General features: G+C 72.7%; 18 protein-coding genes, 1 tRNA gene and 1 riboswitch. Of the genes, 9 read left to right on the top strand and 10 right to left on the bottom strand.

What is annotated here, in order from left to right; genetic code table 11:
* Positions 1-32: 32 nt before the first annotated feature.
* A complete protein-coding gene (locus ACZYRU_RS11515) occupies positions 33-878 on the top strand; it encodes an NAD(P)H-binding protein (protein ID WP_488957234.1) in 846 nt (281 codons plus the stop codon).
* Here ACZYRU_RS11515 and ACZYRU_RS11510 read toward each other — a convergent pair.
* The 5 genes from ACZYRU_RS11510 to cobN form a co-directional block, all read right to left on the bottom strand.
* A complete protein-coding gene (locus tag ACZYRU_RS11510; protein ID WP_488957233.1) occupies positions 862-1,590 on the bottom strand; it encodes a cobalt-precorrin-6A reductase in 729 nt (242 codons plus the stop codon). The genes ACZYRU_RS11515 and ACZYRU_RS11510 overlap by 17 nt on opposite strands.
* Positions 1,587-2,978, bottom strand: coding sequence for a cobyric acid synthase (locus tag ACZYRU_RS11505; protein ID WP_488957232.1), 1,392 nt, complete (start codon positions 2,976-2,978; stop codon positions 1,587-1,589). The genes ACZYRU_RS11510 and ACZYRU_RS11505 overlap by 4 nt, the downstream gene beginning before the upstream one ends.
* A gap of 97 nt (positions 2,979-3,075) precedes the next feature.
* Complete coding sequence (locus ACZYRU_RS11500; protein ID WP_488957231.1) at positions 3,076-3,438, bottom strand: hypothetical protein; 363 nt, start codon at positions 3,436-3,438, stop codon at positions 3,076-3,078.
* Positions 3,425-4,153 (bottom strand): SAM-dependent methyltransferase, encoded by a 729-nt coding sequence (locus ACZYRU_RS11495; protein ID WP_488957230.1) that lies wholly within the window; start codon positions 4,151-4,153, stop codon positions 3,425-3,427. The genes ACZYRU_RS11500 and ACZYRU_RS11495 overlap by 14 nt, the downstream gene beginning before the upstream one ends.
* The gene (gene cobN / locus ACZYRU_RS11490; protein WP_488957229.1) at positions 4,150-7,755 is read right to left on the bottom strand and encodes a cobaltochelatase subunit CobN; all 3,606 of its coding nucleotides are present in this window, start codon (positions 7,753-7,755) and stop codon (positions 4,150-4,152) included. The genes ACZYRU_RS11495 and cobN overlap by 4 nt, the downstream gene beginning before the upstream one ends.
* A 35-nt stretch (positions 7,756-7,790) precedes the next feature.
* Positions 7,791-7,905, bottom strand: a riboswitch (cobalamin riboswitch).
* A 21-nt stretch (positions 7,906-7,926) separates the two neighbouring features.
* Here cobN and ACZYRU_RS11485 point away from each other — a divergent pair.
* From ACZYRU_RS11485 to ACZYRU_RS11475, 3 genes are read left to right on the top strand one after another with little or no spacing between them, the layout of a single operon-like run.
* A complete protein-coding gene (locus ACZYRU_RS11485) occupies positions 7,927-8,460 on the top strand; it encodes a hypothetical protein (RefSeq protein WP_488957228.1) in 534 nt (177 codons plus the stop codon).
* A gap of 40 nt (positions 8,461-8,500) precedes the next feature.
* On the top strand, positions 8,501-8,860 hold the full coding sequence (locus ACZYRU_RS11480) for a helix-turn-helix domain-containing protein (RefSeq protein ID WP_488957227.1): 360 nt from the start codon (positions 8,501-8,503) through the stop codon (positions 8,858-8,860).
* Positions 8,853-9,470 (top strand): nucleotidyltransferase family protein, encoded by a 618-nt coding sequence (locus ACZYRU_RS11475; protein ID WP_488957226.1) that lies wholly within the window; start codon positions 8,853-8,855, stop codon positions 9,468-9,470. Before ACZYRU_RS11480 ends, ACZYRU_RS11475 begins: the two co-directional genes overlap by 8 nt.
* On the opposite strand, the gene ACZYRU_RS11470 is transcribed toward ACZYRU_RS11475, so the two are convergent.
* Positions 9,437-10,990 carry an AMP-binding protein gene (locus tag ACZYRU_RS11470; protein ID WP_488957225.1) on the bottom strand — a complete coding sequence of 518 codons (1,554 nt, stop codon included), beginning with the start codon at positions 10,988-10,990 and terminating at the stop codon, positions 9,437-9,439. The two genes, ACZYRU_RS11475 and ACZYRU_RS11470, sit on opposite strands and share 34 nt — an antisense overlap.
* Before the next feature lie 162 nt (positions 10,991-11,152).
* Here ACZYRU_RS11470 and ACZYRU_RS11465 point away from each other — a divergent pair, with 162 nt between their 5' ends.
* From ACZYRU_RS11465 to ACZYRU_RS11455, 3 genes are read left to right on the top strand one after another with little or no spacing between them, the layout of a single operon-like run.
* Positions 11,153-11,515, top strand: coding sequence for a hypothetical protein (locus ACZYRU_RS11465; RefSeq protein ID WP_488957224.1), 363 nt, complete (start codon positions 11,153-11,155; stop codon positions 11,513-11,515).
* Positions 11,505-12,986 carry a sensor histidine kinase gene (locus tag ACZYRU_RS11460; protein WP_488957223.1) on the top strand — a complete coding sequence of 494 codons (1,482 nt, stop codon included), beginning with the start codon at positions 11,505-11,507 and terminating at the stop codon, positions 12,984-12,986. Before ACZYRU_RS11465 ends, ACZYRU_RS11460 begins: the two co-directional genes overlap by 11 nt.
* Entirely contained in the window at positions 12,971-13,645 is a 675-nt protein-coding gene (locus tag ACZYRU_RS11455; RefSeq protein WP_488957222.1) for a response regulator transcription factor, read from the top strand. The genes ACZYRU_RS11460 and ACZYRU_RS11455 overlap by 16 nt, the downstream gene beginning before the upstream one ends.
* A gap of 7 nt (positions 13,646-13,652) precedes the next feature.
* Here ACZYRU_RS11455 and ACZYRU_RS11450 read toward each other — a convergent pair whose 3' ends face one another.
* Positions 13,653-14,528, bottom strand: a complete 876-nt coding sequence (locus ACZYRU_RS11450) for a serine/threonine-protein kinase (RefSeq protein ID WP_488957221.1) — start codon at positions 14,526-14,528, stop codon at positions 13,653-13,655.
* A gap of 2 nt (positions 14,529-14,530) precedes the next feature.
* Positions 14,531-14,929, bottom strand: coding sequence for a hypothetical protein (locus tag ACZYRU_RS11445; RefSeq protein WP_488957220.1), 399 nt, complete (start codon positions 14,927-14,929; stop codon positions 14,531-14,533).
* 126 nt (positions 14,930-15,055) lie between these two features.
* Here ACZYRU_RS11445 and ACZYRU_RS11440 point away from each other — a divergent pair, with 126 nt between their 5' ends.
* Positions 15,056-15,304, top strand: a complete 249-nt coding sequence (locus ACZYRU_RS11440) for a superinfection immunity protein (protein ID WP_488957219.1) — start codon at positions 15,056-15,058, stop codon at positions 15,302-15,304.
* Positions 15,301-15,657, top strand: a complete 357-nt coding sequence (locus tag ACZYRU_RS11435; protein WP_488957218.1) for a hypothetical protein — start codon at positions 15,301-15,303, stop codon at positions 15,655-15,657. The genes ACZYRU_RS11440 and ACZYRU_RS11435 overlap by 4 nt, the downstream gene beginning before the upstream one ends.
* Here ACZYRU_RS11435 and ACZYRU_RS11430 read toward each other — a convergent pair.
* Together ACZYRU_RS11430 and ACZYRU_RS11425 are read right to left on the bottom strand one after the other, a co-directional pair.
* Positions 15,647-16,249 (bottom strand): hypothetical protein, encoded by a 603-nt coding sequence (locus ACZYRU_RS11430; protein ID WP_488957217.1) that lies wholly within the window; start codon positions 16,247-16,249, stop codon positions 15,647-15,649. The genes ACZYRU_RS11435 and ACZYRU_RS11430 overlap by 11 nt on opposite strands.
* Positions 16,250-16,300: 51 nt before the next feature.
* A tRNA-Val gene (locus tag ACZYRU_RS11425) sits at positions 16,301-16,375 on the bottom strand.
* Positions 16,376-16,563: the final 188 nt, after the last annotated feature.

Here is a 16,563-nt window from a genome sequence, read left to right as displayed (position 1 = left end):
AGCACGACCCCCACCGTTCGAAAGGCAGCACCATGTCCCTCGTCGTCACCGGAGCCACCGGCCAGCTCGGCCGCCACGTCGTCGCCTCCCTCCTCGCCAAGGGCGTCCCCGCCGACCAGGTCGTCGCGCTGGGCCGCGACGAGGAGCGGCTCGCCGGTCTCGCCGACCTCGGCGTCACCACCCGCCAGGTCGACTACGCCGACACCGAGGCCCTCGCGGCCGCCTTCGCCGGCGCCGACCGGGTGCTGCTCATCTCGGGCAGCGAGGTCGGCCAGCGCCTCCCCCAGCACCAGAACGTCATCGACGCCGCCGCGGCCGCAGGCATCGCCCTCCTGGGCTACACGAGCATCCCGCACGCCGACACCTCCGGCATCGCACTGGCCGCCGGGCACGCGGCCACCGAGAAGGCGATCCTCGCCTCCGGCCTGCCGCACACCTTCCTGCGCAACAGCTGGTACCTCGAGAACTACACCGACCACCTCGCGACGTACGCCGAGCACGGCGTCGTCGGTGCCGCCGGTGACGGCCAGGTCAGCGCCGCCACCCGCGCCGACCTCGCCGAGGCCGCGGCCGCCGCGCTCCTGCTCGAGCAGCCGAAGGCCGTCTACGAGCTCGGCGGTGCCGCGTTCAGCCTCAAGGAGCTCGCTGCGACCGTCGGTGACGTGCTCGACAAGGACGTCACCTACACCGACCTCCCGGCCGACGAGCTGACGAAGGTGCTGGTCGGTGCCGGCGTACCGGAGCAGTTCGCCGCCATCCTCGCCGACGCCGACCTCGGCCTGGGCCGCGGTGAGCTGTACGTCGAGCCGACCGACCTCCAGGAGCTGCTCGGCCGCCCGGCGACCTCGCTCGCCGAGGCGATCAGGGCTGCTGCCTGAGCACCCACGCCAGCGCGGCGTCGGCATCGGTCACGGTGTCGACGCCGTCGGGCGCCGCGGCCCGTCGTACGACGACCACGGGGATGCCGAGCTGGGCGGCGGCCTCCATCTTCGGCCAGGTGAGCTCGCCGCCGGAGTCCTTGGTGACCAGCACGTCGCGGTCCGCCATCAGGTCGAGCTCGCGCTCGAGCGTGTAGGGGCCACGCGAGGTCAGCAGCTCCCACAGGGGCGGGATCTCGACGTCGGGCGGGTCGACGACGCGGGCCAGCACCTGCCGCTCGGCGAGCGCCGGGACGAACCGGGCCAGCTCCTGGCGGCCGATGGTGAGGAACGGACGGCTGCCGAGCTCGCCGGCAACCGTCGCAGCCTGCTCGTGGGTGTGCACCCAGATCCAGGACGGGGTCGCCCGGTCTGCCCAGCCGGGGCGCTCCAGCCGGAGCAGCGGCACGCCCGACGCCGCACAGGCCTCGGCGGCATTGCGCGAGATGCCGGCCGCGAACGGGTGGGTCGCGTCGATGACCACGTCGAACTCGGCGAGCGCCGCCTGCAGGCCGGCCACGCCGCCGAAGCCGCCGATCCGGACCTCGCCGACCGGTAGCCGGGGTCGGGCGACGCGGCCGGCGAGCGACGAGACGACGGGGACGCCGGCGTCGACCAGGCGGGCGGCGAGGTCGCGGGCCTCCCCCGTGCCGCCGAGCAGCAGCACCCTCATCGGGTGAGCTCCAGCAGGGCGTCGACGTCGAGGTGCTCCTCGACCAGGTCGCCGAGCAGGTCGAGCCGGGCGGCGCGAGCGGCCGGGAAGGAAGCGGCGCTCTCGATCCCGAGGCTGTCAGCGAGGTACGCCGCCCGCGTGGTGTCGTCCTCCAGGCTGCCGTGCACCATCGTCCCGGTCACCGTCCCGTTGACGGGAGAGCCGGTGATCCGGCCGTGGTGGATCTCGTACCCGGCGGGCTCGTGCAGCACCAACCGCTTCTCCGCGCCGAAGCGCGTGGTGAGGTCGAGCAGGCCGAGGCCGTCGACCGCGGCGCCGGCCGTGCCCTCGATGCCGTCGGGGTCCTCGATCCGGCGGCCGAGCATCTGGCAGCCGCCGCAGATCCCCAGCACGGGTCGGCCCGCCTCGGCGTGGCGCTGGATCGCGGCGTCGAGCCCACGCTCGCGGATCCACGCGAGGTCGGCCAGGGTCGCGCGGGAGCCCGGCAGCACCACGAGGTCGGCGTCGGCCAGCCGCGCGGGGTCGGAGACGAACTCGACGTCCAGCGCGGGCTCCAGCCCGAGCGCGTCGACGTCGGTGAAGTTGCTGATCCGCGGCAGCCGCACGACCGCCACCTTGCGCACCCCCGCACCGACCTCGGCACGGCGACCGGCCAGGTCGAGGGCGTCCTCGGAGTCCAGCCACAGGTCGGGGTGCCACGGCAGCACGCCGTACGTCGGACGGCCGGTGCGCTGCTCGAGGTCGGCCAGGCCCGGCCGCAGCAGGTCGACGTCGCCGCGGAACTTGTTGACGACGTACCCCTTGATCAACGCCTGGTCCGCGGCGTCCAGCAGCATCAACGTGCCGAACGCGGAGGCGAACCAGCCGCCGCGGTCGATGTCACCGACCACGATCGTCGGCACGTCGCCGTGCCGCGCGAGGCCCATGTTGACGTAGTCGGTGGCGCGCAGGTTGATCTCTGCCGGGCTGCCCGCACCCTCGGCCACTACGAGGTCGTAGCGCGAGCGCAGGTCGTCGAACGCCTCGAACGCGGTCGCTGCCAACCGGGCGCGGCCGTCGTGCCAGTTGCGCGCCGACACCTCGCCGTCGGGTTGGCCCATCAGCACGACGTGGCTGCGCCGGTCGCTGCCGGGCTTGAGCAGCACCGGGTTCATCGCGACCTCGGGCTCGGCGCCGGCGGCGATCGCCTGCACCCACTGGGCCCGACCGATCTCGCCGACCCCGCCGGCCCCGTCGACCACGACCATCGAGTTGTTGGACATGTTCTGCGCCTTGTACGGCGCCACCCGGATCCCGCGCCGCGCGAACGCCCGGCACAGGCCCGTCGTCAGCACGCTCTTGCCGGCGTCGGACGTCATCCCCGCGACGAGCAGGGCAGCCCCGCTCATCGGGGGCTCCGGGGGTGCAGGAATCGCCGCTTCAGCGGTGATTCCTGCGCTCCTTGACCGGTGCAACGGGCAAGAAGCGCAGGTTTCGGCCAAGAAGTCATCCGCGTTTCCCCCGGAACACATGGCGCTGCAGCGAGGTCGGCACCGGCCCACCCTCGCGCACCCAGTCAACGACCGCATCCGTGGACGCCGGGGACAGGACGCCCCCGAGCCAGGTGTCCTTGGGCCGCCGCCCACCGGGGAACCAGGTGAAGTCGCGCACCAGCACGACATTGGACCGGTCGCACTCGTCGAGGCAGTCGACCACGCGCACCCGGACCCGCGGCCCGCGGCGGCCGGCCGGGTCGTCGAGCGCCTCGATCTCGTCGCGCTGGGCGCGGTGGTCGGCGTCCGGGTGCTTCTTCGTCGTACCGCAGCAGCAGTCGCGACACAGCAGCACGTCGCGCTCAGGCAGCGCCATCAGCGGGCCCCCTCAGCAGGAACAGGTCCATCACCCAGCCGGCCTCGGCCTTCGCCGCCGCCCGCGCCGCCTCGATGTCCCCGACCACCTCACGGACGAGGCCCGACACCAGCTGCTCCCCGGCACCGCCGAGGTTCGCGCCCCACCAGATCGACCAGTCCTCGAAGCCGTCGAGGTCGACGCCGGCCGTCAGCATCACCACGACGTTGCGCTGCCCGGCAGCCACGTCGGCCCGCAGCCGCCGCGCGGTCGTCACGTGCACCGGCTGACCGACCTCGTGCAGCACGACCCCGTGCCGCGCGGCCAGCACCTGCGGCGCGCTGATCCCCGGCAGCACGTCGAAGTCGACGCCGAGTTCCTCGAAGACCCGGATCGCGCCGTCGTAGAGCGACGGGTCGCCCCAGACCAGGAACGCGCACACTCCGTCCCGCGACGACAGCACCGAGCGGTACGCCGCCAGCCGGGCGGCGTACCAGTCGGCGACAGCGCCCTCGTAGCCCGCGCGGTCCAGGTCCGGCGAGCGGTCCCGCTCAGGGTCGCGGGCCACGACCAGCTCCAGCCCGTGGGCCGCGGCCACCGCCCGTCGTACGTCGAGCAGCGGGTCGTCGTCGCCCTTCTGCACGGCCAGCGCGTAGTCGCACCCGGCCAGGGCCGCGGCGGCCTCCGGCGTGACGTGCTGCGGCCCCATCCCGAAGCCGACGATACGAACCCTCATCGGTCCTCGAGGTCTCCCTCGACCTCCAGGTACGCCGCCTGCAGCGCCGCCAGCACCTCGGGATCGGGCGACTCCCACAGGCCGCGGTCCTTCGCCTCGTGCAGTCGCTCGACGATGCTGCGCAGCGCCCACGGGTTCGACCTGCGCAGGAACTCCTGGTTGGTCTCGTCCAGCACGTAGGACTGCGCGAGCGACTCGTACATCCAGTCGTGCACCACGCCGGCGGTCGCGTCGAAGCCGAACAGGTAGTCGACGGTCGCGGCCAGCTCGAAGGCGCCCTTGTAGCCGTGCCGCTGCATCGCGCCGATCCAGCGCGGGTTCACGACGCGCGCGCGGAAGACCCGGTTGGTCTCCTCCTGCAGCGTCCGGGTCCGGACGGCGTCCGGCGTCGTCGAGTCGCCGACGTACGCCTTGGGCGCCGAGCCGGTCAGCGCACGGATCGTGGCGACCATGCCGCCGTGGTACTGGAAGTAGTCGTCGCTGTCGGCGATGTCGTGCTCGCGGGTGTCGATGTTCTTGGCCGCGACCTTGATCCGCCGGTAGTTGGCGCGCATGTCGTCGGAGGCAGGTACGCCGTCCAGGTCGCGCCCGTACGCGAACCCGCCCCACGCCGTGTAGACCTCGGCGAGGTCGGCGTCGTCGCGCCAGGACCCGGACTCGACCGCCTGCAGGATGCCGGCGCCGTAGGAGCCCGGCTTCGAGCCGAAGATCCGCGTGGTCGCCCGCCGCACGTCACCGTGCTCGGCGACGTCGGCCTGCGCGTGGGCTCGCACGAAGTTCGCGTCGAGCGGCTCGTCCAGGTCGGCGACCATCCGCACCGCGTCGTCGAGCATCGCCACGACGTGCGGGAAGGCGTCGCGGAAGAAGCCGGAGATCCGCACGGTCACGTCGATCCGCGGCCGGCCCAGCTCCTCCAGCGGCATCACGGTCAGGGTGTGCACCCGCTTGGACGCCTCGTCCCACTCGGGCCGCACGCCCAACAGGGCGAGCACCTCGGCGACGTCGTCGCCCGACGTACGCATGGCGGACGTGCCCCAGACCGAGAGGCCCACCGACTCCGGGTAGGAGCCCTCCTCGGACAGGTAGCGCTCGACCAGCGAGTCGGCCATCGCCTGGCCGGTCTGCCACGCCAGTCGCGACGGGACGGCCCGCGGGTCGACGGTGTAGAAGTTGCGGCCGGTCGGCAGCACGTTGACCAGGCCGCGCAGCGGCGAGCCGGACGGACCGGCCGGCACGAAGCCGCCGGCCAGCGCGTGCAGCGTGTGGTCGAGCTCGTCGGTGGTCCGGGACAGCCGCGGGACCACCTCGGTGGCAGCGAACGCCAGCACCCGTCGTACGTCGGTGTCCGGGTGCAGGTCGTCGACGCGAGCCACGTCCCAGCCGGACTTGTCCATGGCCTCGACCAGTGCCCGCGCCTCCGCCTCGACCCGGTCGACCTCGACGGTCGGGGCGTCCGGGGCCAGTCCCAGCGCGGCGCGCAGACCCGGCACCGCCTGCGCCTGTCCGCCCCACACCTGGGAGGCGCGCAGGATGGCGAGCACCAGGTTGACCCGCGCCTCGCCCTCGGGCGCCTGGCCGAGGACGTGCAGGCCGTCGCGGATCTGGACGTCCTTGATCTCGCACAGCCAGCCGTCGACGTGGAGCAGGAAGTCGTCGAAGTCGTCGTCCTCCGGGCGGTCCTCGAGCCCGAGGTCGCGGTGCAGCTCGGCAGCGCGCATCAGCGCCCAGATCTCGCCGCGGATGGCGGCCAGCTTGGCCGGGTCCATCGCGGAGATCTTGTCGTACTCCTCGAGCAGGCCCTCGAGGCGCGCGATGTCGCCGTACGCCTCGGCGCGCGCCATCGGCGGCACCAGGTGGTCGATGATCGTGGCGTGCGCGCGGCGCTTGGCCTGCGCGCCCTCGCCCGGGTCGTTCACGAGGAACGGGTAGATCAGCGGCATGCTGCCGATCGCCGCGTCGGTGGCGCAGGACGCCGACAGGGCGGCGTTCTTGCCGGGCAGCCACTCCATCGAGCCGTGCTTGCCGAGGTGGACGACGGCGTGGGCACCGAAGCCGTGCTCCACCCAGCGGTACGCCGCCAGGTAGTGGTGCGACGGCGCCAGGTCGGGGTCGTGGTAGATCGCGACCGGGTTCTCCCCGAAGCCACGGGGCGGCTGGATCATCAGCACCACGTTGCCCGCCTGCAGGGTCGCGAGCACGATCTCGTCGCTGTCGTTGACGAACAGCCGGCCCGGCGCCGGGCCCCACGCCTCGACCATCGCGTCGCGCAGGTCCTCGGGCAGGTCGGCGGTCCAGAACCGGTAGTCGTCGGCCGAGATCCGGACGTGCGCGTCGGTCAGCTGCACCGACGTCAGCCACTCCTCGTCCTGACCGCCCGCCGCGATCAGCGCGTGGATCAGGGTGTCCCCGGCCACCGTGTCGTCGTCGAGGTCCAGGACGCCGAAGCCGTCGCCGACGTCGTACCCGGCGTCGCGCAGCCGGCGCAGCATCCGCACCGCGGAGACCGGGGTGTCGAGGCCGACCGCGTTGCCGATCCGCGAGTGCTTGGTCGGGTACGCCGACAGCATCAGCGCGATCCGCTTCTCGGCGTTCGGCACCTTGCGCAGCCGGGCGTAGTTGACGGCGAGCCCGGCGACGCGGGCGGCCCGCTCCGGATCGGCGACGTACGACGGCAGCCCGGCCTCGTCGAGCTCCTTGAACGAGAACGGCGCGGTGCTGATCCGCCCGTCGAACTCGGGGATCGCGACCTGGTTGGCGTAGTCGAGCGGCGTGACGCCGTCGTCGGACTCCTCCCACTCCGCACGGCTGCTGGTCAGGCACAGGCCCTGCAGGACCGGGATGTCGAGCGCGGCGATCCGCTCCACGTCCCAGGTCTCGTCCTCACCGCCGGCACTGACGGACGCAGGCGTCGAGCCACCGGCCGCGAGCACCGTGACGACCAGTGCGTCGAGGTCCCCGAGCGCGGTGAACAGCTCGTCGGGCGCGGCCCGCAGCGAGCCGGCGAAGATCGGCACACCGACAGCGTCCCCGGTGGCGTCGATCGCGTCGCACAGCGCGTGCACGAAGGCGGTGTTCCCGCTGGCCTGGTGCGCGCGGTAGAAGAGCACCCCGACCTTCGCCTTTGAGCTCGTCGAGTAGCCGTCGCGAGGAACGAGCGACGGCGTATCGAGACGCCGCTCGACCAGACCCCAGGCCGGGATCACCTCGGGCGCCTCGAATCCCTCACCGGTCAGCAGCACGGTGTCGGACAGGAACCGGTGCAGCTCGGTGAGGTTCCGCGGCCCGCCCTCGGCGAGGTAGCGGTGCGCCTCGGCCGCGATCCCGACCGGCACGGTCGAGGCCTCCATCAGCTCGGCGCTCGGCGTCAGCTCGCCGCCGAGGACCACGAGCGGGCGGCCGGTGCCGCGCAGCGCGGCCAGCTCGGCGTCGTACTGCTGCGGGGAGCCGAGCAGCCGGATGACGACCAGGTCGGCGTCGGTGGCCAGTGCCACCAGCGCACCCAGGTCCGAACGGCTCGGGTTGGCCCAGCCGTAGTCGGCGCCGCTCGCGCGGGCGGACAGCAGGTCGGTGTCGGACGTGGACAGCAGTGCGATGCGCGCCATGACGCTCAAAGCCTCCTCGGGGTTCGCGCCCCTCATCGGTAGGTTCGTCCGCGGCCAGTGTCTGGCTGCCCGCCGCCACGGAGGCGTCGGGGTCACAGTGGCGGAACCGCCCCGGTCTCACACCGGGTTCCTGGGCCGCGGACCTGTGGGGGCTCAGCCTACGGTGGTCCCATGCAGGATCAGCAGGCGCCCGGCCTCCCCGTGGCCGTCCACGGCCATCCCAACCTGGACACGCTCCTCCTGTGGCACCCGGCGGTCCGCACCGACGCCGACGCCGTCGGCGCCCTGGCCAGCCGGATCGCCACCCGCAGCGGGGTCCGGGTCGTCGTACCGACCTGGGAGGACGGCCGCGACCTGCTCCGCTCGGTCCGCTACGCCCGCCAGACCGCGGTGCACCCGCCGGACCAGCTCTCCGTCGTCGGGTACGGCGACGCCGGGATCGCCGCGCTGAGCCTGGCCCAGCACCAGCGGCGCCTCGGCATCGGCCTGCGCCGGGTGACCTGCGTCGACGGCTCGGCCGACCTGGTCGACCCGATCAGCGGACAGCCGCTCGCCGCCCCGGCCCCCGCGCCCGTGGAGACCGCGGTCGACGTCGTCGCGTCCGAGGACCCGGCGTGGGCGCAGGCGACCGTGACCGCGTGGCAGGCCGCGGGCTGGGCCGCCACGCTGGTCCCGGCGGATCAGTTCACCTGGCGCACCACCTGAGCAGACTTAGCGGATGCGCTAAGATCACTCCGTGGTGGCCATGGACCAGCGCCCCCCGCGGGGCACCGACCTGCTCGGCCTGCGGCAGCGCGCCGGCCTGACCCAGGCCGAGATGGCCGAGCGGCTCGGCATCACCGCCAGCGTGCTGAGCGCCTACGAGCGAGGCCGGCGCGAGCCACGGGTCGACATCTTCTTCAAGGCGGTCGACGTCGCCGGCTTCCACGTCGACTACGTCGAGAAGTCCCAGCACCGGCCTCGGCTCTGGACGGTGCCGAACGCCCAGGAGAAGGCCGAGGTACTCGTGCGGGTGGCCGCCCTCGGCATGGCGTTGCCACGCCGCGATCGCGGCCCACTCACCTTCCCGCACGACGTCTGGACGAAGGTGCCTGCCGATGCCTGACCACGTCGTGGTGCTTCAGCGAGCGGTCGACGTGCAGCAGCGACTCGAGGCCGACGGAATCCGGACGGCGATCGGCGGCGCCCTCGCCTTGGCCTATCACGTGACGGAGCCGCGCTCGACCCAGGACATCGACCTCAACGTCCTGCTGCCCAGGCAGGAGGCGGCGCGCGTCCTGGCCCTCCTTCCCGAGGATGTCGGGTGGACCCAGTCGCACCTGGCCGCTGTCGAGCGCGACGGCCAGGTCCGCATCATGTGGGACGTCGACAGGCCGCCACCCATGCCCCTCGACCTGTTCTTCGCCGAGCACGAGTTCCACCGCGTCGCGACCGACCGCGCCCTGTGGGTGCCGATGCTCGACGCCGAGGTCCTGATCCTCTCGGCCACGGACCTGACCGTGTTCAAGGCGCTCTTCGATCGGCCCAAGGACTGGGTCGACATCGGCGAGATGGTGTCGTACGGCGCGCCCAGCCTCGACCTCGCGGAGGCCGGTCGCTGGGTTGCCGAGATCGTCGGTGCCGACGACGCGCGGGTCACTCGGCTGCGCGACCTCGCCGATCGGCCGCCCGAACCGCCGGCTCAGTTCACCTGGCGGGTGAACCCCTCCCAGTAGGGCGCGCGCAGCTTGAACTTCTGCAGCTTGCCGGTCGCCGTCCGGGCCAGCTCGGTGCGGAACTCCACCGATGTCGGCGACTTGTAGCCGGCCAGCCGGTCCTTGCACCAGCGGATCAGCTCGGCCTCCATCTCGGGCCCGGCGCTCGCGTCGGCGGTGAGCACGACGAGCGCCTTGATCGTCTCGCCCCACTTCTCGCTCGGGACGCCGATCACCGCGACCTCGGCCACCGCCCGGTGCGAGAAGAGGGTGTCCTCGACCTCGATCGAGGTGACGTTCTCGCCGCCGGTGATGATGACGTCCTTCTTGCGGTCGGCGATGGTCAGGTAGCCGTCGTCGCCGAGCACGCCGCCGTCGCCGGTGTGGAACCAGCCGCCGGCCAGCGCCGCGGCCGACTCCTCGGGCTGCTCCCAGTAGCCCTCGAGGATCACGTTGGACCGGGCGAGCACCTCACCGGAGCCCTCGTCGGACTCGTCGATCGCCAGCCGTACGCCGATCGCGGGCGCACCCGCGCGCGTCAGCCGGGTCGCACGCTCCTCGGCCGAGAGGTCGTCCCACTCGGCGCGCGTGCGGTTGATGGTCAGCAGCGGCGAGGTCTCGGTGAGGCCGTAGATCTGGATGAACTCCCAGCCCAGCTCCTCCTGGACCCGGATCACGGTCTTCGTCGGCGGCGGGGCGCCGGCCATGATGATCCGCACCTTGTCGCGCCCGGGGATCTCGCCCTCCCAGGTCTGCGCGGCCTCCAGCACGGCGGCCGCCACCGCAGGCGCCGCACACATCACGGTGACGCCGTGGTCGCGGACCCGGCGCAGGATCTCGGCACCGTCGACCTTGCGCAGGATGATGTGCTGCGCGCCGACGCCGGTCATCGCGAACGGCATGCCCCAGCCGTTGGCGTGGAACTGCGGCAGCGTGTGCAGGTAGACGTCGCGGTCGCTGATGCCGGCGTGCAGGCCGAAGGTCAGCGCGTTCACCCAGATGTTGCGGTGGGTGATCTGCACGCCCTTGGGGCGGGCGGTCGTGCCCGAGGTGTAGTTGATGGTCGCGGTCGCGCCCTCGTCGTACTCCCACGGCTTGGGCTCGACACCCGGCGCGGCGTAGAGCGCGTCATCCTCGCCGAGCAGGTACTTCTGCTCGCAGGTGACCCCCGCCAGCGACTCCTCGAGCTCCGGGTCGACGTAGAGCACGCGGGCGCCGGAGTGCTCGACGATGTACTGCACCTCGTCGGGGCTGAGCCGGAAGTTCACCGGCACCAGCACGCGGCCCCAGCCGCTCACGCCGAAGAACGAGGTCAGCAGCCGGCTGCTGTTGTGGCTGACGACCGCCACCCGGTCCCCAGGGCCGATCCCCAGCTCGTCGAGCTTGGCGGCCTGGCGGCGGGCCAGCTCGCCGATCTGCGCATAGGTCAGCTCGCCCTGGCTCAGCGCGGGCTGGGTCGGCTCGTCGACGACGCCCACCCGCTCGCCGTACACCTGGACGGCGCGGTCGAGGAAGTCGTTGACGCTGAACGGGACGAACACGCGGGGCCTCCTGGGCTCGGCACACACGGATGTGACACCCACCACCCTAGGCCCGCGGCCCCGCCCGGCGCCCCCTCCGAAAGGAGGCAGCCCACGTGCCGCATGAGAGGACTCTCATCCGGGTCTCACGGCCGGCCCACGATCGGGCAGGATGATCGGGTCATGAGTCGTGCGTGGAAGATCCTGCTGCCGGTCGCGGTGTTGATGGTGCTGGCCGGTTTCGCTGCGGGCGCGGTCGTCCGCGCCGGCGCCGACGAGCCGCCCGCCCGGACCCCGATCGACCTCGGCCCGGCGCCGGCCGACAGCACCGCGACCACCCCGACCACGCCCCAGGAGCAGCCGACCACCCCCTCGGCCGAGGTGATCACGCCGCAGCCCGATCTCGACGACGACGGCGACGACGACCGGCGCGGTCGCGATGACGAGGCCGACGACCGGGACGACCGGGACGACGACCGGCGCGGTCACGACGACCGGGACGACCGTGGCGACGACCGTGGCGGCCGCGGGCACGATGACGACTGAGCCGGTTCGGGCGGGCCTGTCCGTCCGGACCCGGATCACCGCGGCCGTCGCCGTCCTGGTCACCGTCGCCCTCGCCGGCGCGGGCCTGATCGTCTACTGGGTCGAGAGCCGGGCGCTGGACGAGTCCCTGCAGAGCGAGGTCGAGCAGGAGCTCGACGAGTTCGTCGCTCTCCAGCGCACCGGCGACTTCACGACCGTGCGCGACCTGCTCGAGGGCTTCCTGACCCGCAACGTCCCCGACGACGGCGAGCTCCTCGTCGGCTGGATCGGCGACGGGACGCTCGTGCAGTACCCGAAGGACGACCTCGTCGACGAGCCGGCGTTCCAGGAGTCGGTCTCGTCCCTGGTCGTCGACGGCGGTACGACGTACCTCGACACCGACCGGGGCGAGGTGCGGATCACCGCCCAGCCGGTCGCGCAGGACAGCCAGCGTGGCGCGCTGCTCGTGGTCACCTACCTGGCCGAGGACCGCGGCGAGCTCGGGCAGACGATGCGCACCTACACGCTCGTCGCGCTGCTGTCCGCGGCCCTGGTGACCGCGACCGCGGCCTGGGTGTCCGGGCGGCTGCTGCACCCGCTGCGGACCCTCCACCAGGCCGCGGACACGATCACCGCGACCGACCTGTCCCGCCGCCTGCCCGAGCGCGGCAACGACGACATCACCGCCCTCACCCGCACCGTCAACGGGATGCTCGACCGGCTCGAGCACGCCTTCGCCGGGCAGCGGCAGTTCCTCGACGACGCCGGCCACGAGCTGCGCACCCCGCTGACCGTGCTCCGCGGCCACCTCGAGCTGCTCGACACCGGCAACCCGCAGGAGGTCGCCGAGACCCGCGCGCTGCTGCTCGACGAGGTCGACCGGATGGCCCGCCTGGTCGGCGACCTCATCGTGCTCGCCAAGAGCGACCGGCCCGACTTCCTCGCCCCCGGCGCCACCGACCCGTCCGCGCTGCTCGCGGCCGTGCTCACCAAGGCCAGCGCCCTCGGCGAGCGGCGCTGGGTGCTCGAGGCCTCCCCCACGCTGCCGCCCGAGCTGGTCCTCGACGGCCAGCGGATCACCCAGGCCCTGCTCGCCCTCGCCGACAACGCCGTCAAGCACACCTCCCCCGGCGGCCGGATCGCGATCGGCGCCACGGTGGTCGACGCGACCCTGCACTGCTGGGTCCACGACGACGGCGCCGGCATCGCACCCCGCGACGACGCCCGGATCTTCGGCCGGTTCGGCCGCGCGGCCGTCCCCGCGGGCGACGAGGGCTTCGGTCTCGGGCTCTCGATCGTCAGCGCCATCGCCCAGGCCCACGGCGGCACGGCGTACGTCGACCGGTCGGGTCCCGGCCCCGGCGCCCGGTTCGCGATCGACGTCCCCGCGGTGCTGCCGGTCCTGCTCCCGCCGCTCCCGCCGCCGCCGCCGAACCGCGCGGACCCCGCCGACGCCGAGCAGACCCAGGTCCTGACGTGGCCCACATCCTGATCGTCGAGGACGAGGAGCGGATCGCCTCGTTCGTCGCGAAGGGCCTGCGGGCCGAGGGGCACCGCACCACCGTCGCCGCCGACGGCCACGCCGGGCTCGACCACGCCCTCGCCGGTGACGTCGACCTCGTGGTCCTCGACATCGGCCTGCCCGGCATCGACGGCTTCGACCTGCTCGACCAGCTGCGCTCCCAGGGCTCGCGGGTCCCGGTCATCGTGCTCACCGCCCGCGACTCGGTCACCGACACCGTCACCGCGCTCGAGGGCGGGGCCGACGACTACATGCCCAAGCCGTTCCGCTTCGCCGAGCTGAGCGCCCGGGTCCGCCTGCGGCTGCGCCAGGCGGCCGCCGTACCCGCGGGCAACGGCACCCCCGACGCCCTCGCGGCCGCCGGCATCGAGCTCGACCTGCGCACCCGACGCGCGAGCGTCTCGGGCCGCGAGGTCGAGCTGTCCGCGCGCGAGTTCGCCCTCGCCGAGATCTTCCTGCGCAACGCCGGACAGGTGCTCTCCCGCGAGCAGCTCCTCGACCAGGTCTGGGGCCTCGACTTCGACCCCGGCTCCAACGTCGTCGACGTCTACGTCGGCTACCTGCGCCGCAAGCTCGGCGCCGACGCGATCAGCACCGTCCGCGGGATGGGCTACCGCCTCGACCGTTGAGAGCCGGTCACCCCTTCCAGTGCAGCCTCGGCGCAGGCAGCCCGGCGACCTCCGGCTCGAGTGCCTCGGCGACCTCGCGCGGCAGCGGCCGGTCGGCGGGGTCGGGCTCCAGCAGCGCGTGGATGACCTTCGCCACCGTCGCCGGTACGTCGGCCGGCAGCTCGGCCGGCGCGTCCAGCAGCTGCGGGAACCGGTCGGCGGGCTCGGCCGCTGCCGGGTCGCCGTCGCGGAACGGCCGGTAGCCGGCGATCGCGTGGAACAGGGTGGTCCCCAGGCCCCAGAGGTCACTCGCGTGGCCGGGGACGCCGTACGCACCTCCGGGAGCGGCCTGCTCGGGTGCCAGGTAGGCATCGGTGCCGATGTGCCCGGTGATCGCGGCGGCGTGGGCAGCCTGACGCGCGACCGAGAAGTCGATCAGCCGCGCGGGCGAGCCCATGATCACGTTGCTCGGCTTGAGGTCGAGGTGGCACACGTCGGCGTGCCGGAAGAAGTGCAGGACGGAGGCGAGGTCGACCGCGAGCGGCAGGTACTGCTGCGGTGAGAGTCGCCGGTGCCGCCGGATCAGCCGGGAGAGGCTGGGCCCCTCCACGTGCTCCAGCACCAGGTGCGGACGGGGCCCGTCGACGTCGTACCTCAGGCCGCGGACGGTGACCGGGTGGTGCGCGACATCGAGGGCCGTGGCCTCGTGGACCAGTCCCTCGAGGGTGTGCGGGTCGTCGACCTCCGCGGGCCGCACGACCTTGGCGACCACGGGGCCGTAGGTGATGTCGTCGAAGGCGAGGTACGCCTCGTACGCCGAGCCACCCCCGAGCAACCGCAGCGCGGTCAGCTCGGGGGTGATGGCGTCGCCCTCGGCGAAGCCCCAGGACGACAGCGTGGCCATCGTCAGCCGCGGGTGTTGTGGCGGGTCTTGTCGTTGGTGTGGTTGCGGGTCCAGTCCCGCACCTTCGGTCCCGGGCCGTCGTTGGTCCAGTCCACGGCCGCGCGACCGGTGCGACTGTCGTCCCGGCCACTGCGCGCACCGGTCCGGGTGTGGTCGCCACGGGTGTTCGTGCTGGCGCCGGTGCTGGTGCCGGTGTGGGTGTTCGCGACCTGCGGTCCGTCGTCGTCCGGGTCGTCGTCGTCGGACACCAGGACGACGTCCGCGGTGTCCTGCTCCCGCTTGAACGCCAGCTGCGCGTCGCCTCCGCTCGCCTCGGCCGGCCAGGCGAGCACGCTGACCACCACGCCGGCGGCCGTGACACCACCCAGTGCGCTGACCGCGACCATCAGGGGCTTCTTCATGGGTACCTCCTCGATCGGTGGACGTCGACGTCCCGTCGACACCGCCACCCTTTCGAGCCGGGGTGAGGCAGGCATGAGTCGGTGGTGAGAGGGTTCTCATCAACCGTCGAGCCCTGGAGTGCGCCCATGTACGTCGAGCTGGTCAGCGACCGCCACCGCCGCGCCCTGCGCCACGTGCTGCTCAGCTGGTGCGCCACGCTGATGACGTGCGGCTACCTGTTCCCGTGGGCGGTCGCGACCACCCGCGGCAAGGCGAACGCCGACGCGATCGGGTTCCTCAACCTGGCCCTCGGCTGGACCGTGGTCGGCTGGATCGCCGCCCTCGTGCTGGCCTGCCGCGGGCACGGCCTGGCCGGGCTGCGGATCAGCGAGTGACTCCGCGGCGTTCCCGCGCCCTCGGGCGCTGGCTGGCCCTGTTGGCGATCGCTCTCGTCGCGGCCGGCGTGCTGCTGGCCGTCACCAACCCCACGATCGAGGAACAGCGGCAGTGGCCGGGCTCCGCGACAGCGACGCCGTACACCTGCCTGGCTCCGTACGACACCGTCCTGCTTGGCGCCGACAACATCCCCGGCGGGGAGCCGGCGCTCAACGACGCGACCATCGCGGCCCACTGTCGACGTGCCGGCCGCACCCGCTTCCACCAGGGGCTCGCCCTCATCGGCCTCGCCGCGCTCATCGGCGCGGGAGGCATCGCGAGCGCCGTCGCCGCCCGGCGGGTCAGCGCCTGATCTTCGGCGACTTCCCGTCCGGGCCCATCATCGTCATGCCGGTCTGCAGCCCGTCGTCGTCGTAGCCCTCGTCGGTGAACATCGAGGTGGTCGACAGGTTGACCCCGACCCGCACCCAGCGCGGGTTGTCGAGGCACGATCGCGGCACCGAGTAGCGGATCGCCGTCTTGCCCTCGACGAGCTTCTGCTTCAATCCGTGGCAGCGCGGGTCGTTCTCGCTGCCGAAGTCGATCAGGTCGGCCCCACCCATCCCGGGCATCCGCATCCACATCAGCGCGAACCGGTGACCGGGCGTGCGGATCTGGACTCCGGAGAAGAACATCCCCGTGAGCCGGGTCCTGGTTCGCACGAGAACGGTCACCTTCGTCCGGCGGTGGTCCACGACGACCTGGGTGATGTCGCCGTTCGCCTGCTCCGGCACGGTCTCGATCGACATCGAGGTCGGGGTCTCGACCGTGTGCGTCAGGTCGCCCACCGCGTCGTCGTACGTCCACCGGTCGGCGTGCGCCGGCGCGGCGAGCGCGACGGTGCCTCCGGACAGCAGGGCGGACAGCAGCAGTGCGGGGACGGCCCGCGACACCGAGATCGACATGGCGCTCACCCTCGCACATTTCTGCCGAGGCGTTGGCAGAACAGCATGAGGTGGTGGGCGCAGAGGGGATCGAACCCCCGACCACTTCGTTGTAAGCGAAGGGCTCTACCGCTGAGCTATACGCCCCAGAAGCCGGGCCAGCGTACCGAAGCGCGGCCGCAGGACCGAAACGAGCGGCCCACGCGGTTGGCGCAAAAATGAGCTGAACCGCTGGCGTCTCGGGTCACCAGCGGTTCAACGAGTAGAACAGTAGCGGCCGGATCCGGTCCGTCCAACGGATCGAGCCCAAATAGTTGAAAAATGACCCAAACGGA

Source organism: Nocardioides sp. F233 (genome assembly GCF_057813895.1).
The sequence above is the reverse complement of the archived record's forward strand: the minus strand, read 5'-3'. Positions and strand labels throughout refer to the sequence as shown.

What these genes read in the sequence shown, in the direction of transcription:
- ACZYRU_RS11515 (WP_488957234.1), top strand. Translation starts at nt 33, where the DNA reads ATGTCCCTCGTCGTCACCGGAGCCACCGGCCAGCTCGGCCGCCACGTC.
- ACZYRU_RS11510 (WP_488957233.1), bottom strand. Translation starts at nt 1,590, where the DNA reads ATGAGGGTGCTGCTGCTCGGCGGCACGGGGGAGGCCCGCGACCTCGCC.
- ACZYRU_RS11505 (WP_488957232.1), bottom strand. Translation starts at nt 2,978, where the DNA reads ATGAGCGGGGCTGCCCTGCTCGTCGCGGGGATGACGTCCGACGCCGGC.
- ACZYRU_RS11500 (WP_488957231.1), bottom strand. Translation starts at nt 3,438, where the DNA reads ATGGCGCTGCCTGAGCGCGACGTGCTGCTGTGTCGCGACTGCTGCTGC.
- ACZYRU_RS11495 (WP_488957230.1), bottom strand. Translation starts at nt 4,153, where the DNA reads ATGAGGGTTCGTATCGTCGGCTTCGGGATGGGGCCGCAGCACGTCACG.
- cobN (WP_488957229.1), bottom strand. Translation starts at nt 7,755, where the DNA reads ATGGCGCGCATCGCACTGCTGTCCACGTCCGACACCGACCTGCTGTCC.
- ACZYRU_RS11485 (WP_488957228.1), top strand. Translation starts at nt 7,927, where the DNA reads ATGCAGGATCAGCAGGCGCCCGGCCTCCCCGTGGCCGTCCACGGCCAT.
- ACZYRU_RS11480 (WP_488957227.1), top strand. Translation starts at nt 8,501, where the DNA reads ATGGACCAGCGCCCCCCGCGGGGCACCGACCTGCTCGGCCTGCGGCAG.
- ACZYRU_RS11475 (WP_488957226.1), top strand. Translation starts at nt 8,853, where the DNA reads ATGCCTGACCACGTCGTGGTGCTTCAGCGAGCGGTCGACGTGCAGCAG.
- ACZYRU_RS11465 (WP_488957224.1), top strand. Translation starts at nt 11,153, where the DNA reads ATGAGTCGTGCGTGGAAGATCCTGCTGCCGGTCGCGGTGTTGATGGTG.
- ACZYRU_RS11460 (WP_488957223.1), top strand. Translation starts at nt 11,505, where the DNA reads ATGACGACTGAGCCGGTTCGGGCGGGCCTGTCCGTCCGGACCCGGATC.
- ACZYRU_RS11450 (WP_488957221.1), bottom strand. Translation starts at nt 14,528, where the DNA reads ATGGCCACGCTGTCGTCCTGGGGCTTCGCCGAGGGCGACGCCATCACC.
- ACZYRU_RS11445 (WP_488957220.1), bottom strand. Translation starts at nt 14,929, where the DNA reads ATGAAGAAGCCCCTGATGGTCGCGGTCAGCGCACTGGGTGGTGTCACG.
- ACZYRU_RS11440 (WP_488957219.1), top strand. Translation starts at nt 15,056, where the DNA reads ATGTACGTCGAGCTGGTCAGCGACCGCCACCGCCGCGCCCTGCGCCAC.
- ACZYRU_RS11430 (WP_488957217.1), bottom strand. Translation starts at nt 16,249, where the DNA reads ATGTCGATCTCGGTGTCGCGGGCCGTCCCCGCACTGCTGCTGTCCGCC.